Annotated in this window: 12 protein-coding genes; 3 read left to right on the top strand and 9 right to left on the bottom strand. The window is 35.0% G+C overall.

Features of this window, described 5'->3' with window-relative positions:
- The first annotated feature begins 232 nt into the window (after window positions 1–232).
- Together L3049_RS20675 and L3049_RS20670 are read left to right on the top strand one after the other, a co-directional pair.
- A complete protein-coding gene (locus L3049_RS20675; RefSeq protein WP_275111738.1) occupies window positions 233–2,152 on the top strand; it encodes a serine hydrolase domain-containing protein in 1,920 nt (639 codons plus the stop codon).
- An 89-nt stretch (window positions 2,153–2,241) separates the two neighbouring features.
- Window positions 2,242–3,348, top strand: coding sequence for an anhydro-N-acetylmuramic acid kinase (locus tag L3049_RS20670; RefSeq protein ID WP_275111737.1), 1,107 nt, complete (start codon window positions 2,242–2,244; stop codon window positions 3,346–3,348).
- Between the two features lie 96 nt (window positions 3,349–3,444).
- Here L3049_RS20670 and L3049_RS20665 read toward each other — a convergent pair whose 3' ends face one another.
- Together L3049_RS20665 and L3049_RS20660 are read right to left on the bottom strand one after the other, a co-directional pair.
- A complete protein-coding gene (locus L3049_RS20665; RefSeq protein ID WP_275111736.1) occupies window positions 3,445–4,905 on the bottom strand; it encodes a sodium:solute symporter in 1,461 nt (486 codons plus the stop codon).
- A gap of 49 nt (window positions 4,906–4,954) precedes the next feature.
- The gene (locus tag L3049_RS20660) at window positions 4,955–6,445 is read right to left on the bottom strand and encodes a glycoside hydrolase family 10-like protein (RefSeq protein ID WP_275111735.1); all 1,491 of its coding nucleotides are present in this window, start codon (window positions 6,443–6,445) and stop codon (window positions 4,955–4,957) included.
- A 329-nt stretch (window positions 6,446–6,774) separates the two neighbouring features.
- Here L3049_RS20660 and L3049_RS20655 point away from each other — a divergent pair, with 329 nt between their 5' ends.
- Window positions 6,775–8,049 carry an exo-beta-N-acetylmuramidase NamZ family protein gene (locus tag L3049_RS20655; protein ID WP_275111734.1) on the top strand — a complete coding sequence of 425 codons (1,275 nt, stop codon included), beginning with the start codon at window positions 6,775–6,777 and terminating at the stop codon, window positions 8,047–8,049.
- Between the two features lie 54 nt (window positions 8,050–8,103).
- Here L3049_RS20655 and L3049_RS20650 read toward each other — a convergent pair whose 3' ends face one another.
- The 7 genes from L3049_RS20650 to L3049_RS20620 all read right to left on the bottom strand — a co-directional run bounded on the left by L3049_RS20650 (window position 8,104) and on the right by L3049_RS20620 (window position 15,563).
- Window positions 8,104–9,213 carry an acyltransferase family protein gene (locus L3049_RS20650; RefSeq protein ID WP_275111733.1) on the bottom strand — a complete coding sequence of 370 codons (1,110 nt, stop codon included), beginning with the start codon at window positions 9,211–9,213 and terminating at the stop codon, window positions 8,104–8,106.
- Window positions 9,214–9,225: 12 nt separating this feature from the next.
- Window positions 9,226–9,756 carry a GDSL-type esterase/lipase family protein gene (locus L3049_RS20645; RefSeq protein ID WP_275111732.1) on the bottom strand — a complete coding sequence of 177 codons (531 nt, stop codon included), beginning with the start codon at window positions 9,754–9,756 and terminating at the stop codon, window positions 9,226–9,228.
- Complete coding sequence (locus tag L3049_RS20640) at window positions 9,746–11,050, bottom strand: MFS transporter (protein WP_275111731.1); 1,305 nt, start codon at window positions 11,048–11,050, stop codon at window positions 9,746–9,748. The genes L3049_RS20645 and L3049_RS20640 overlap by 11 nt, the downstream gene beginning before the upstream one ends.
- A gap of 19 nt (window positions 11,051–11,069) precedes the next feature.
- The gene (locus L3049_RS20635) at window positions 11,070–12,395 is read right to left on the bottom strand and encodes a SpoIID/LytB domain-containing protein (protein WP_275111730.1); all 1,326 of its coding nucleotides are present in this window, start codon (window positions 12,393–12,395) and stop codon (window positions 11,070–11,072) included.
- A 24-nt stretch (window positions 12,396–12,419) separates the two neighbouring features.
- Complete coding sequence (locus L3049_RS20630) at window positions 12,420–13,331, bottom strand: GNAT family N-acetyltransferase (protein WP_275111729.1); 912 nt, start codon at window positions 13,329–13,331, stop codon at window positions 12,420–12,422.
- 246 nt (window positions 13,332–13,577) lie between these two features.
- Window positions 13,578–14,576, bottom strand: a complete 999-nt coding sequence (locus L3049_RS20625) for a DUF4922 domain-containing protein (RefSeq protein WP_275111728.1) — start codon at window positions 14,574–14,576, stop codon at window positions 13,578–13,580.
- Window positions 14,577–14,672: 96 nt separating this feature from the next.
- The gene (locus tag L3049_RS20620; RefSeq protein ID WP_275111727.1) at window positions 14,673–15,563 is read right to left on the bottom strand and encodes an N-acetylmuramoyl-L-alanine amidase-like domain-containing protein; all 891 of its coding nucleotides are present in this window, start codon (window positions 15,561–15,563) and stop codon (window positions 14,673–14,675) included.
- Between the last annotated feature and the right edge of the window lie 44 nt (window positions 15,564–15,607).

Here is a 15,607-nt window from a genome sequence, read left to right as displayed (position 1 = left end):
AAAATCCTTGTAAAAACCTCCTATACAAAAAATCACCATGTAAGATGTATTACATGTTGGTAATTACTTTATATTTGTATAGTAAATACAAAGTTTATGAATTGAGATCAAGAATATCATCAAATATAGATGTGCTATTTCTGGTAGAAATTTATACATATAAAATATTAATTTTAGGAGTAAACTTCATTAAACAGATCGTTGAATTTCTCCTCTTTATTTAAAATTGATCATGAAAAACGCAATAATCCTCTCCCTAATTCTATTCTATTCAATTCTAAATTCAACAGCACAAACAATTGATTCTATCGAAGTAAAATCTAATACTGAAAATATAGATTCTATAATTAACCGAATTCAAAAGATCAATTCGTCCGTCAACATAATTAAAGATACAAAAAGACTCATTCCTATTAAAGAATTAGGCAATACGAAAATTATTTCTTTATCAATAGACACTCTAACTACAATTTCTTCCTTTCAAAAAACACTTAATAAATATTCTCGTATTAGTTGCATCACAATTAACACTGACTCTATATCAGTCAATTATGAAACAGGTGACCTCCAACTAAAGAATAATGATATTTTAATATTAAGTATTCACGATATTTCATTTGAAAACTTACAACAGTTCTCAAATTTATTTTCTAAGCTAGAGGTTTATCCAAATATTATTCTTTCCATTTTTGGTTCACTAGAAAAACTAGAATCCCTCCCTATTTTCAAATGTGCATCAACCATACTATTTTCAAATACGAATACAGAGGATACTCAAAAAGTTGCAGCTCAAATTATTTTTGGAGGCATTAATTGTTCTGAAGGTAGACCGACAACTGACAAAGAATCCAAGAATGAAACTGATAATACCTCAAATGAAACAATCCGATTTCAATATACCGTACCTGAAATGGCAGGGATTGATTCCAAAACACTGAATGAAACCATTGATTCTGTTGCTCAACTTGGTCTTGATAACAATGCTTTCCCAGGTTGTCAAATACTAATAGCTAAAGACCGAAAAGTGATTTACCACAAATGTTTTGGATTTCACACTTACGCAAAATTGCAACCGGTACTCTCCGATGACATTTATGATTTGGCATCGGTTACAAAAATAACAGGACCACTTCCTGCACTTATGCGATTTGTAGATGAAGGCAAAATCGATTTAGATGAAAAATTATCTGTTTACTGGAAAGATTTTGAAAGATCTAATAAAGCTGGCCTCCTATTTCGGGATGTTCTTGCTCATCAAGCTCAACTAACCCCATGGATTCCATTTTGGAGTAGCACAGTTGATGAGCAAAAAAACTTCAAAAAACACATTTTCAGCTATACAAAGACGAAAAAATATTCCGTTGAAGTCGCTCCCAAAATGTATTTAAACAAAAATTACAGAAAAAAAATATATAAAAGCATTAAAAAATCAGACTTATTGGATAAAAAAGAATATCGCTATTCAGGACTAGCGTATTTTATATTTCCAGAAATGATTAAAAATATTTCCGATAAAGAATATCCCAATTATCTAAAACAAGAATTTTACAAACCTTTAGGTGCGTATACGATAGATTTTAACGCACACAATAACTATCCTGCCTCTAGAATTATTCCAACAGAGAATGATGATTATTTTCGTAATACTCTGTTGCATGGATATGTAGATGATGAAGGTTGTGCAATGATGGGTGGTATATCAGGAAATGCAGGTCTATTTGCAACGGCAAATGATTTAGCAAAGCTGATGCAAATGTATTTACAAATGGGCGAGTATGGAGGAAAACGATATATCTCTGAAGAGACAATGAAAGAATTTACCAAAATTCAATTTCCAGACAATAACAATAGACGTGGTTTAGGTTTTGATAAACCTATACTTGGAAATGATACCTTATCTATTGAGAAGTGCTACCCAGCTTACTCAGCGAGTACAGAAAGTTTCGGACACTCTGGTTTTACGGGCACCTTTACATGGATGGATCCTAAAAATAATTTGCTATATATTTTCCTATCCAATAGAGTTCACCCAACAAGAGCAAGTCGTCAGATTTATGAAAAAAATATTAGAATTTCTATTCATCAAGGAATCTACGATGCGATTCAAGTATTTAATGAAAAATACAAACAAAAACCTCTTAGTAAACTGTAAAATTAACATCTCCTATAATTTATATATAGCCAATTAATTAATAGAACTATTTCAACTATGTATTTCATTACAAACTCATAATCAATCAGATGGATTTATACATTGGTATAATGTCAGGAACAAGCATGGATGGTATCGATGCTGTTTTAGTAGATTTCAGTGAAGGAAAAGTGAATGTACTCCAAAATCATTCGGAAGATTTCCCAATTGAGCTAAAAGAAAAATTAGATCAATTAATAAAAACATTCCAAACCGATCTACTTACACTGGGAGAAATTGATCATCAACTAGCACTATGCTACGCCAAAACGGCAAATAATTTAATTAAAAAAGCGGGTGTTCATCATTCCCAAATAAAAGCCATTGGCTGTCACGGGCAGACCGTTTTTCATTCTCCATTATCAAAGTATCCATTCACAATGCAACTGGGTGATGGCAATTTAATTGCTGCAAAAACAAAAATCACCACAGTAACCGATTTTAGACGAATGGATATGGCTTTGGAAGGTAATGGTGCACCTCTCGCACCTGCTTTCCATCAAGCCTTTCTGAATTCGAACGAGGAAAAAAGAGGAATTCTAAATTTGGGCGGAATTGCAAACCTAACAATTACTGCAGATCAAGAAAAAAACGCAATTGGATTTGATAGCGGTCCCGCGAATTGTTTAATGGATTCCTGGATTTACAAAATCCAAAATAAAAAGTTTGACAATGGAGGAAATTGGGCCAGATCCGGAAAAATTATTCCTAAGTTATTAGACAGTATGCTAAAAGAAGAATACTTTCAAAAACCTGCCCCAAAAAGCACCGGAAGAGAATTATTCAACTTAAACTGGTTAAATAATCACCTCAAACGATTACCAACTTATCAGGATGTTGATGTCCAATCAACTCTACTTGAATTAACTGCAATTACAGTTTCCAATTCTGCGATAAAATCAGCTCCTAAGCTTGATGCCATTTATACCTGTGGAGGTGGAGCATATAATGATTACCTACTGGAAAGACTACAACATCACATGCCAAATGTCAAAATATCTACAACAGATGAACTTGGAGTTTCGGTACAACTTGTTGAATCAATAGCATTCGCCTGGCTTGCTATGCAACGAATAAATAAGCTACATGGAAATTTACCTTCTGTTACTGGAGCATCACAGGATGCATTGCTCGGTGCAATATATGAATGTAAGTAAAGTGCTACAATACAATTTAAAAAAGAGTTTGATTATAATAAACCAAACTCCTTTTTACTTCCTCACTTAATTAACCAAATATTTTTTCTATTAGATTTATCTTGATGTTGATTTGGTATTAGACATCACCATCCTTTTTCGTTCAGAAATAAGAACCAAACCCAGAAAAGTGATCAATCCATTTACAATCAGCAATTCAAACCCAAATCTATATCCCCATAAAAGTTGCTCTGAATAAGTACTTATCATATAAGTTATAATTGGTGATAATACACAAATTAACGGAACCCATTTATCTCTCACAATTCGTGAACTTCCCAAGCCAAAAGCGAACAAGCCCAACAAAGGACCATATGTATAACCTGCCACTTTAAACACAGCAGTAACAACACTCTGGTCATTTATCATGCTAAACACCACAATCACAACAAACATGATAGCTGAAAACATTAAATGAATTCCCAACCTCTTTTTTTGCGTTACTTCTCCTTTCAAGAAATCGACACAAAAGGAAGTTGTTAAAGCAGTCAATGCTGAATCTGCACTAGAATAGGCTGCCGCCGTAATACCCAATAAGAAAACAACTCCTGTTACTAATCCAAAATGATTTAATGCGAGAAAAGCATACAAATCATCCGTTTTTTGGGGAAGAGTTATTCCATGTTGTTCTGCGAAAACATATAACAAAACTCCTAAGCACAAAAACATCAGGTTAGCCAATACAAAAGATAAACTAAACCAATAAATATTTTTTTGTGCTTCTTTGGTATTTTTGCAAGTTAAATTCTTTTGCATCATATTCTGATCCAAACCATTCATTACTATTACTACAGCAATACCTGCAAAAAATTGTTTGAAGAAATTTTGAGGAGATCGCCAATCCCAATTAAAGACACTGGAAAACTCACTATCACCAATTACCTGAACAACACCCTGAGTGCTAAGATCCAAATCCTTAACAATTACGATGATCGTAATAATAACAGCACCTAGCATAAATAGTGTTTGCAATGTATCTGTCCAAACAATGGTTTTAATACCACCCCGAAAAGTATAAGCCCAAATCAGTAAAATAGTAATAAATACAGTTACCCAAAAAGGAATGCCAAAAGCATTAAAAAAAGCTAATTGAAGAACTCCAGCCACCAAAAACAAACGAAAAGATGCCCCAATTGTTTGGGACACTAAAAAGAAAAATGATCCTATTTTATAAGTACCAATACCGAATCGTTGATTTAAATAGGAATAAATCGACACCAATTTAAGTCGATAATAAAGTGGTATCAACACTTGAGCTACCACAAAATAGCCAACAAAATTTCCCAATACAAACTGAAAATAACTCCAGGCCGTATTGCCAACCTCACCAGGTACAGAAATAAATGTAACACCCGATAAGGAAGCACCAATCATACCAAATGCTACCAAATACCATGGAGATTTTCGGTTTCCAGTAAAAAAAGTTTCATTATTACTATTACGTGAAGTGATCCATGATATAAGCATCAATAGTCCAAAATATCCAAAGACAACACTAAAAACAATCCAAATATTCACTAGCTCTATTTTTAAATTTTTCTCAACTCAACAAATAAAAAATTGATAATTATCGGATTACCTCCATAGATGGATCACTTTCCGTATTGGTTCTACTTAGAGATGTTACCACGTATTTATATCCCTTATCTTCTTCATTCAACTTAAAACTAGAATTAACAGTTAGGCCAATAATTTTATTGGCATGATTTAAATTTACCTTAGAACCTTTCTTAAATCTATAAACCACATATAATTTTGCTAAATCAGTACCATCCCACTCTAAAGAGCTATTCGTTTGATTAAATTTAATTCCTACTGGAATATTTGGAACAATAGCTTTAATATTTCTATTTTCAGGAACAATTGCCATGTTAGCATATACATTGTCAATTAGTTTTTCGTTTATTCCTTCCAAATTTTTCGTGAAAGATTTAGAGCTAAAAAACATACTTCCATCAAGCCCTTTCAATCTGCGAACCATTCGAATCTGTCTAATGATTTGATCTGAATTCCGCCAAGCTTTTACTTTCGATTTAGAATTCAACCGGTACGCACCATGACCAATATAACAGGGCTTGCCAAAAGAATTTTTTCTCCACCATTTCGCAATTATTCTATGATCGGCTACTTTTTTACCAATGTGCCAATAGATTTGAGGAGTTACGTAATCTATCCAATCATTTTTTAGCCAAAGAAGCACATCCGCATACAAGTCGTCGTAATTGGTTTGTCCTGCTTTTGTTTTCGAGCCAGATTTATCCATATCCTTATTGCGCCAAACTCCAAACGGAGAAATTCCAAACGGCATCCATGGCTTTATCGATTTAATGGTATCGCTAACTTGCTTGATTACAAGATTTACATTATTTCTTCTCCAATCATCAATCCTATCTGGATAAAATTCACCACCATTTTTCACAAAAGCCAAAGAATCTGGAAAGGGAGTTTTTCTAATTTTATATGGATAAAAATAATCATCGAAATGAATTGCATCCACATCATACCTTCTAACCACATCTCCAACAATTTTAGCGAAATGATCACGAGTTTCCTGCAAACCAGGGTTAAAATACCTATGCTTCCCATACTTTAAAAACCATTCTGGATGAACATTCGTGATGTGCATCGAATCCGTTTTAGTTACTGCATCATCAAAGATAGCTCTGTATGGGTTCAGCCATGCATGTAATTCTATTGCTCTCTTGTGACATTCCTCTATTGCAAATTCAAGCGGATCGTAAATTGGATCGGGAGCAATACCTTGCTCGCCACTCAACCATTGTGACCATGGTTCGTATGGAGATTGATAAAAAGCATCGGTAGCTGGTCGAATCTGAAAAATAATGGCATTCATTCCATTCTTTTTATGCTGATCCAAAAGAGCAATCATTTCCTTTTTTTGATTCTCAACCGAAAGCCCTGTTTTCGATGGCCAATCAATATTAGCGACTGTTGCCACCCAAACAGCACGCATCTCTCTTTTCGGAGATTTCTTTTTTGCCATTGCTCCAAATGAAACCAATAGCATTAGTAATCCAATTATTACTTTTCTATTCATTGTAGTTATATATAACGTTCATTTTACAAGTCCAATTACCGAAATAATTATTCACTTCTTCTGGACACAACATCCAAAAACTTCTCCTCCGTAAATTGACTAATGAGAGTAAATTCATCTCAATTAAAAAGGTTAAATTTGTTTTGTTTATTTCTGACAACTCGCAACCAATAAAAAGGAAACAAAAAATAACGACTTAAACATTTAATGATATTGTTAGAATTATTAAGTTGTCATACATGTTACAAAAATATAAAATTTATTAGTTTTGCAATAGAATAATCCAGAAAACAAGTGTCAAAATTGCATAAACTTAAAAAACCGTTATCATGATTAATAACAATACATTACGAACTTATGCAGGAACAGTATGCTTCCTTCTTTTAATATGTGTACAAATATTATTTTCCACAAAACTAATCCTTGCTCAAAAGGTAGACACAGGCATAGATGTACTACAAAAAACCAACTATTCTATTCTTAAAGGAAAAAAGATTGGAATCATCACCAATCCTACGGGGGTGAATAAGAATCTAGAGTCGACTATTGATTTGCTTCACTCTTGCAACGATATAGAGGTTAAAGTTCTTTTCAGTCCTGAACATGGCATACGAGGAGATCATGCTGCTGGCGAGAAAGTCGCAACATACACCGACAAAAAAACGGGTATCCAAGTCTATTCTCTATACGGAAAGCAAAAAAAACCAAATGCTAAAATGCTAAAAGGTCTAGATGCAATTGTATATGACATTCAGGATATCGGAGTACGTTCCTATACCTACATCAGTAGCATGGGATTGCTAATGGAAGCATGCGCCGAGAATGATGTAGAATTTATTGTACTCGATCGCCCAAACCCTTTTGGAGGAATAAAAATTGAAGGTCCCTTAGTTGAACCCAGCCAAATATCTTTTGTAAGTCAGTTTCCTATCCCATATGTATACGGACTAACTTGTGGAGAATTGGCAAAGTACTTGAACGAAGAAGGCTTATTAAAAGATAGCAAGAAATGTAAGTTGCAAGTTATCACTATGGATGGATGGAATCGAAGCTTGACTTTTAAGGAAACTGGTTTGCCGTGGGTACCTACTTCGCCACACATTCCCAATTCGATGAGTGCAATTTACTATGCAGCATCAGGCATACTTGGTGAGTTGTATACCATTTCGATTGGCGTAGGTTACACGCAACCATTCGAATTATTTGCTGCAGAATGGATTAATGCTGATGATTTATCAGAAAACTTAAATAATCTGGACATTCCAGGTGTTCTATTTCGACCTGTACACTACAAACCATACTATTCTGTAGGAAAAGGCATTATGCTTCATGGAGTTCAATTGCATTTTACGGATATTCAAAAAACACCAATTTCACTCATTCAATTTTATGTGATGCAAGAATGCCACAAATTAAATCCCACTAAAAATCCTTTTGAAATGTGTCAAGCATCACGATTAAGTATGTTCGACAAAGTATGTGGCAGCAAAGAAATACGAATGCGATTTACAGAAAACTTTCTGGTGAAAGATATTGAAGAACTATGGTCTGCACCAAAAGAATCATTTTTAGGAACATCAAAAAAATACTGGTTGTACGAATAAGTACAAAATGGAATTTAAATGAAAAAGCTTCGGATTAATTCCGAAGCTTTTCTTTTATATTTTAATAAATATTTTCCGACGATATAGGAATAATACAATGAGCCAATAGACAGCTATATGTGCCAATGCAAAAAATAATGATCCATTTAATTCTCCCGCCCAAGAAGCAAATCCATTTTTATACAACCAAGCATATCCAGTTATCGAATTTCCTGTCTCATTCGAAAAGTGAATCAAATAAATAATCACTTTCACCCAAACTCCTGAGAGAACATAAATGAATAACGGATTCATACCAAAAACCAAGAAAGGATGAGCCCATTTTTTATAATCCAAAATATCGATTAGATATATCATTACAGCTAAAACCAAAAGAGCTAAACCTGCCGTATAAACAACATAAGAACTAGACCATATTGGTTTATTAATAGGAAATCCTAAGCTCCAAATTAAGCCAGAGATAACACCTAATGCACCAAACATCAATAGCTTCCCAACCAACTTCTTTCGTTCGGTTGACGCAATTAAAAATCCTGAAAGATATCCAAGAATCACTGTTGCAATCGCAGGAAGAGTACTAAACAATCCTTCCGGATCGAAAGTAATTCCAAATCCCTTATACATATGACTTGCACCAAGAATTAGGCTATCGAAAGCCATTGTCGGATTTCCTTCCAAACTATATGGATCATCACCGCCAAGGAAAAAAACCAAGCCCCAATATGCCATTAGAATAGCCAGTGAGGCAATTACCAAACGAACTTTGCTCAACCACAAACAAAGTAAACTTCCTATTCCATAAGCCAAGGCGATTCTTTGCAAAACACCCATTATTCTCAAATTTTCTAATTTGATATGCACAAATGGAAACGCATTTAGCAAGAGCCCAATGCCAAAAATTATTACAGTACGTTTCAGAATTTTCTTTCCTGCCTCGGGACTTAATTTATGATCGAATTTTCCGAAAGCAAACCACATTGCAACACCAACAGCAAATAGAAAGAAAGGAAACACCAAATCGGTTGGCGTACAGCCGTGCCATTTAGAATGGAGCAATGGAGCGTAAACATGCCCCCAACTTCCTGGAGTATTTACAGTAATCATAGCTGCAATGGTTAATCCTCGAAAGGCATCCAAAGCCATTAATCGTTCCGTTTTTTCCATCTTTTTGAGATTTTAGATAAGATTTTCTGATTGCAAGCAATTCTTCCATATTTTATAACCTGCCTCATTTAAATGCAGACCGTCGCTCGTATAATCTTTTATCAATTGGTATGTATAGGTTGAAAAAGCTGTATACAAATCTACAAATGTGACCTTTTCCTTTTCGCATAAATCTCTCAAGTGAAGATTAACATCCAAAATATCCATCTTATCAAAATTGCCACTCTTAAACATTGTATCATTAGTAGGTAAAAGGTTTTGAACAATCAATTCAATCTCCTTATGTTCTTTTACTTTTGACAAGATGATTTGATAATTCTTAAGAATCTCTTCACAATTTAAACCATCCCCCAGATCGTTGATCCCCATCATCAGAAAAATCTTTGAAGGTTTCCATAAAGTCACCTCATCTATTCGAGAAATAATTTCTTCTGATTTCTCACCTGACATTCCAAAATTTACAACTTCTTGATTGGGAAAATATTCTTGCCAATTTCCTTCATTCGTTAGGCTATCTCCTAAAAACGCAATTCTATTTCTCATGATCATCTGATTTAATACCAAACTTAGGATCTACATGAATCAATTTCACCATAATAAAACTTGGAATCGTACATATCATCACCCAAACAAAGAAGTGTTGATAGCCCAACAATTCCTGCAACCAACCAGACATCATACCTGGAATCATCATTCCTAAAGCCATTAAACCAGTACAAAATGCAAAATGAGCCGTTTTGTGTTTTCCTTCCGACACATAAATCTGATAAAGCATATAGGCCGTGAAACCAAAACCATAACCAAATTGCTCAACGGCAACCGAAGCACAAATCAAAAAGAAAGAATCGGGCAAGGCATAGGAAAGATAAACATACACCAAGTTTGGTAAATTAATAGCAATTACCATTGGCCACAACCAGTATCTTAAGCCATTTTTGGAAGCCATATAACCTCCCAATAAACCTCCTAGAGTTAGAAAAATGATTCCTATGGTTCCATATATTAACCCAACATTACTGGTGGTAAGTCCTAAACCACCTACTTCTTTTGGATCGAGAAGAAAAGGAGAAGCCATTTTCACCAATTGTGATTCGCCTAAACGATATACTAAAATCAGACCTACAATTTTCAAAATATCCTTTTTGATAAAAAAGGTCCTGAAAGTTTCGGCAAAATCAGTAAATACTCCGGAAAAACTTTTCACCTCTCTATCCTCATCTTCTTGAGGATATGGAAGTGCAAATTTGTGATACAAACAAAAAAGCAAGAAGCCGGCAGCCAAAATATAAAACATTAATGACCATGCCATTGGAATGTTATTTTCAGTACTCCCAAGCAGCTTTGTTTTTTCAAAATAGCCCGCTAGAATAATTAAAAGTCCCTGTCCTGTAAGCATGGCAATTCGATAAAACGTACTTCTGATACCGATGAAGAAAGCTTGTTTATTTTCATCTAAAGCATGCATGTAAAATCCATCGGCAGCGATATCGTGTGTGGCAGAACTAAATGCTAAGAGCCATAAGAAAGCAAGTGAGGCCTGAAAAAAGTTTGTCGTTGGGATTGTAAAAGCGACTCCGGCTAATGCAGCTCCTATAAGTAATTGCATACTTATTATCCACCATCGCTTACTCTTTATAATATCGACAAATGGACTCCAAAATGGTTTAATTACCCATGGCAGATATAACCAAGAGGTGTAAAGTGCAATGTCCGTATTCGAAATATCCAAACGTTTGTACATAATGACTGCCACTGTCATAACCACGACGTAAGGAAGCCCTTCAGCAAAGTAAAGGGATGGAATCCATGCCCATGGTGATCTGTTTCGTTTGCTCATCCTGACTTAGTTCAATTTATTAATAACGTTTTTCTAAGCTTGCTCCCTTGAAATAGTGAAGCAAAATTTCTTTGTGAGAATAACCATTGGCTCCCATTACGGCTGCTCCAATTTGACAAAGGCCAACGCCATGCCCCCAGCCAGCACCTTTCAGAATAAATTTAGCTGGAATACCATTCTCCTCACCTACTCTGTCAACAACAAATTCGGAGCTGTACAAATGCGATTCAGAAAGCACTTTACGTATTTCCAATTCTTTTCCAATCACCAAGCTTCGCTTTGTCCCTAAAATTTTCAATTTGATTAAACGCCCAGACTCTCCTCTCTCAACAGGTATTAAATCAATAATTTGTCCAAACTCTTTGCCCGTTTTTCGTTCTATCAATTCTGAAATCTCACCTTGTGTATATGATACTTCCCAACGATAAAAGTCCATGGTCTCCTGATCGTAATCGTTCAAAACCTGAGAAAGAATTTCCTTATCGGTGGTATTGCAAAATGCTTCAGGAGAAGTACGAATCCATTTTACTGCGGCTTCTTCATTTTCCAGATTCATATCATATCCTGCAGGAATTTTCGGATTATCAATAACCGCTTGCAAGTATTTATGATTTTCAGGTTCCCAAACATTTTCAAAAGTTTCAGCAACGCCACCGCAACATTTCGAGAAACGAGCATCGCAAACTTCACCCTCACTGGTCAGAACCAATCCACGAGTAGCTTCAATTGCATCAACTACCAATTTTGTTGATTGCTTGGTAATGCCTTGGTAACGCTGACAATGATCATCTGCACAAACATCAAAATTCACATGATCTTCGCGGTCGTACCAACGAATATATTCCTCATCGGTTTCTGCAATACTTTGATAATTGGTTTCTGATTTTTTTAACTCTGCACCCTTTATCACCTGTGCAATTAACCAAGAACGGGAGATAATTGCGTGAGCTTTCAACAATTCCATACTGCTCGTTGCACTCATTTCAGATGAAATAACACTCACCAAATAATCTTCGAGAGAAAGAACATTGATGGCAGTCAATTTTTCATCTTCACAAATAAAGTGCAATGCTCCTTTGAAACGCTGATCTTCTTTTCGCTCCCAATGAAATTTAATTCCAATCGTTACATCAAAAAGATCGAAAGATCCTTCTTCGTAGAATTTAGGATAGAAAATCAGTTCTTCATCCACAAGACCATCAAAAGCTATCTTATCGTTTATATAGCTGGCAGTTTGCTTTCCTGTATATTCTTCTCCATTTTGTTGAAGTATGTAAATTCCATTTAATGTAAATGAGATTTTAGGCTCGTACATGATGCCTACCCGTAATTGTGGCTCTTTCATATTATAGTTTATTTGACGTTCTGTTTATGATAGTTTTTTCTCATATCTCCAGAATACTCTTTCAACAACAGCTCCTGCATGGTGAGAATAAAAATCGATTGGTCCTACCCATGGAATAATAGCTGTTTTGTAGCCCAAGTTTTTCAAATCCTCCAAACAGCGATACAACAAAACCTTTCCTATTCCTTTCCCGCGCAAATCAGGATGTGTACCCATTGGGCCAAACCATGGTAAGCCTTTATTATTTGCGCTGTGTGCCGAGAATGCTTTTATTTTTCCCTTTAACTTAGCTACATGAATAGCAATCGGATCTGATTTATAGGCCATCGCTAATTCAAATTGCCATAATTTCCATTCCTCAGCAACAAAGTCCATCAATTCATCCTTATTTTCTATTGTTGCACGACAAATTTCAATATCATCCGATTTTAAAGTCGATATCTTCTTTTCATCCGACCATTCCCGATCAGACAAATTGACTACCAGATTAGAAGTGTCCATAAAACGATTGAATCCCATTCGCATAGCAAAGCAAAGTGCTGGCGTATATCTTGGATCAATTCCTGGCATGAAATAATTCATTGGAACATCACCCAAACGCATTACATCTACTTTCCTTAAACGCAATTCGTTTTCCAGTAATTCATACATTTTTCTTGCAATTCCTTTTCTTTGATGAGTTTCACTTACCGCCATTAATTTTACATAGCCATAGTTCACTCCTCGAATATCCATTCGACAGGTTCCCATTAAAAATCCTACAATAGCAGCCCCTTCCTCGGCAACCCAAATAATTTCAGGATTGTAAAAAGGATCATCGTAGATTTTCTCGTGGAGTAATTCTTTGGTAATAGAATCGAACTTATATGTGTTTTGACACAAAGCCAAAACTTCATCAAAATCCTTATCGTGATATTGTCGTATGGTATTGGTCATATTTCTTTTAATTACTTAAAGTTTGATTTGTAGTAAAAGCATTTTACAGTTGCATTGCTTCCAGTTACAATTGCATTTTTCCAAGCTGCATTCCTATTTTTCCCGTCTACAATTGCATTCCTTCAACCTACATTCCTATTCCTTCCAGCTACAATTGCATTCCTTCGGCTTACATTCCTATTCCTTCCGGCTACAATTGCGTTCCTTCGGCTTACATTCCTATTCCTTCATAGAAAATGCAAGATCTTAGACTAAATTCTTTTTTACCGAAGCACATAGTTTCTTGAAAAAAGCTTCATCAACACTTACTTGTTTGAAGATATCTACAATATCATCCGATGTAATTTTCTCAAAATCTTCTCTGCGCGGAGTAATAAACACTCCTCCAAAATCGACCGATGCAGGGCTTATGAGCAATTGCTGTTCGCCTTCGGCAAAATATTGCGATGGACGATGCAATTTTCGTGGAAACAGATGCATTATGTATTTGCCATCGACATAAGAACAAATCACATTTAGCATTGGCTCTTGTTCTTCAGGCTGCATAGCAGAAAAAGTTCGATAAAAAACAGAAACCGCCTTCATCATTTCTTTTCCATTTTCTGATTCTATGGAAATCATCTTTCTTAGATAATTTGGGAAAGCCCTCATCTCAAACTTTTCCGAATCAGTCAAAAGTTCCGATTGCGTTTTTTTCAAATCAGTATACTCTGTTTCTACTGGCATAAAATCTTTGTTCCCTGCCTGAAAGTGCATATGATCGGGAGCTGATGCACCACACTTTGGTCCGTTATAAAACAAGGTATATCCTTGCATGTTTTTAGCCAAAGACAACATTCCTGAAACATTCCCTTCAAAATTCTGATCGACATGATCTATTTTTGGAATGGTAAAATGCTGTGGAATGATCGGAAACGGATTTACCAAAATAACAAAATCATCGCCTTGAGCGATACCACCCTGTTCTTTAGGAAGTTTATCGGTACACAAAAAGCAAGCTCGATTTTCAATACTCTTTTGATCTACTTTTGCTGCAGATGATCTTATTCTTTCAGGATTAAACTGAACTTTAATTTTGAAATCATCAAACTGAAATTCTTTCTCTTCAACTTTTTCCAATCCCTTGTAGTTTCCTGTTGCTAAAGGCCAATCTTTAAGCTGATTGTTCAGAAAATCCCCTAATATCTGTGTAGAAGATTTCTCCTCTAATAAATTCTCTAATTTATTTATGCTGTTTACATTCATTCTTTTCCAATATCTTAACAAAACATACTTCTATAGTCCCTTTGTTAAATTAAATCATTTAACGCTTACAGGTCTTCGACTCTGTCAGGTTATAGCCTACTGCAATCGGGCCACCATAATTCCCGATTGATATTTACTATGCATTAGCATTTCTGCCAATGGAATATCTGAAATCACTACTTTTTTAGCTTTGCTCGAAGCATGCATCAAATGCAATCGGTTATTCACATGAATAGCAATACCAACATGGGATATGTCCAATCCCTTAATTTTAGTAGTAATGGCAATTAAATCACCATTTTGAATTTGATCCTCGAGCTGTTGAATATTGGTTTCTAGGATGAAAAACATATCTCTTTTATTGATTTCATTTTCGGTCTTCCTGATCTCTTCCACCAATGAAGTATCCGCTTGTAAGGCAGGATATGAATTAACATGTGTACTCATAAAATTGATGGTTTGATTGTATTTCTCACCACCAATTTCAGTTGTAATATTCTTTACAATTCCTTTCTTTTCATTTTCATAAATCCAATCGGAAAAATAATGCAATCGCGAAGAATAATCAGTCAATTTGCCATTTCGGTAACGCAGGTTTTCAAGTTCATTCAAAAAATCATCCGTTTGAACCGAATCTTTAGCTAATGCATTTGATAGAGCAATAACATTCTCTAAATAAGTTGTACAATCCAACTCCCGAAAATTAACAACTAGCTGTTCTTTCTCATTTCGATCCAATGTTCCACCAACATAAGCTGTTTGCATAAACATTTTTGCCACTTCAATTACCCGATCATTCAATGATAAAGAATCGATAGACATCGATCCTGCTATTTTCCGAATGGAATTAAAGATTTCATGATCTGTAGAATCAGAAAGATGAATTTCTTTCCTGACTTCCTGCGACTCACTTTTTACGGTTTTTCCTTTGCAAGCAATTAAAAAGATCAATAAAACGGCAAAAACACACCAAACCTTATTCTTCATATTCTTCTATTTTAGAGTTTCGCACTAATATTACCTCAGTATTC

Source organism: Labilibaculum sp. DW002, from assembly GCF_029029525.1.
Lineage (GTDB): Bacteria > Bacteroidota > Bacteroidia > Bacteroidales > Marinifilaceae > Paralabilibaculum > Paralabilibaculum antarcticum.
The sequence above is the reverse complement of the archived record's forward strand: the minus strand, read 5'-3'. Positions and strand labels throughout refer to the sequence as shown.

Coding starts and splice junctions, on each gene's coding strand:
- L3049_RS20625 (WP_275111728.1), bottom strand. CDS start 14,576: ATGAATGTAAACAGCATAAATAAATTAGAGAATTTATTAGAGGAGAAA.
- L3049_RS20650 (WP_275111733.1), bottom strand. CDS start 9,213: ATGGAAAAAACGGAACGATTAATGGCTTTGGATGCCTTTCGAGGATTA.
- L3049_RS20645 (WP_275111732.1), bottom strand. CDS start 9,756: ATGAGAAATAGAATTGCGTTTTTAGGAGATAGCCTAACGAATGAAGGA.
- L3049_RS20620 (WP_275111727.1), bottom strand. CDS start 15,563: ATGAAGAATAAGGTTTGGTGTGTTTTTGCCGTTTTATTGATCTTTTTA.
- L3049_RS20630 (WP_275111729.1), bottom strand. CDS start 13,331: ATGACCAATACCATACGACAATATCACGATAAGGATTTTGATGAAGTT.
- L3049_RS20670 (WP_275111737.1), top strand. CDS start 2,242: ATGGATTTATACATTGGTATAATGTCAGGAACAAGCATGGATGGTATC.
- L3049_RS20660 (WP_275111735.1), bottom strand. CDS start 6,445: ATGAATAGAAAAGTAATAATTGGATTACTAATGCTATTGGTTTCATTT.
- L3049_RS20675 (WP_275111738.1), top strand. CDS start 233: ATGAAAAACGCAATAATCCTCTCCCTAATTCTATTCTATTCAATTCTA.
- L3049_RS20655 (WP_275111734.1), top strand. CDS start 6,775: ATGATTAATAACAATACATTACGAACTTATGCAGGAACAGTATGCTTC.
- L3049_RS20635 (WP_275111730.1), bottom strand. CDS start 12,395: ATGAAAGAGCCACAATTACGGGTAGGCATCATGTACGAGCCTAAAATC.
- L3049_RS20640 (WP_275111731.1), bottom strand. CDS start 11,050: ATGAGCAAACGAAACAGATCACCATGGGCATGGATTCCATCCCTTTAC.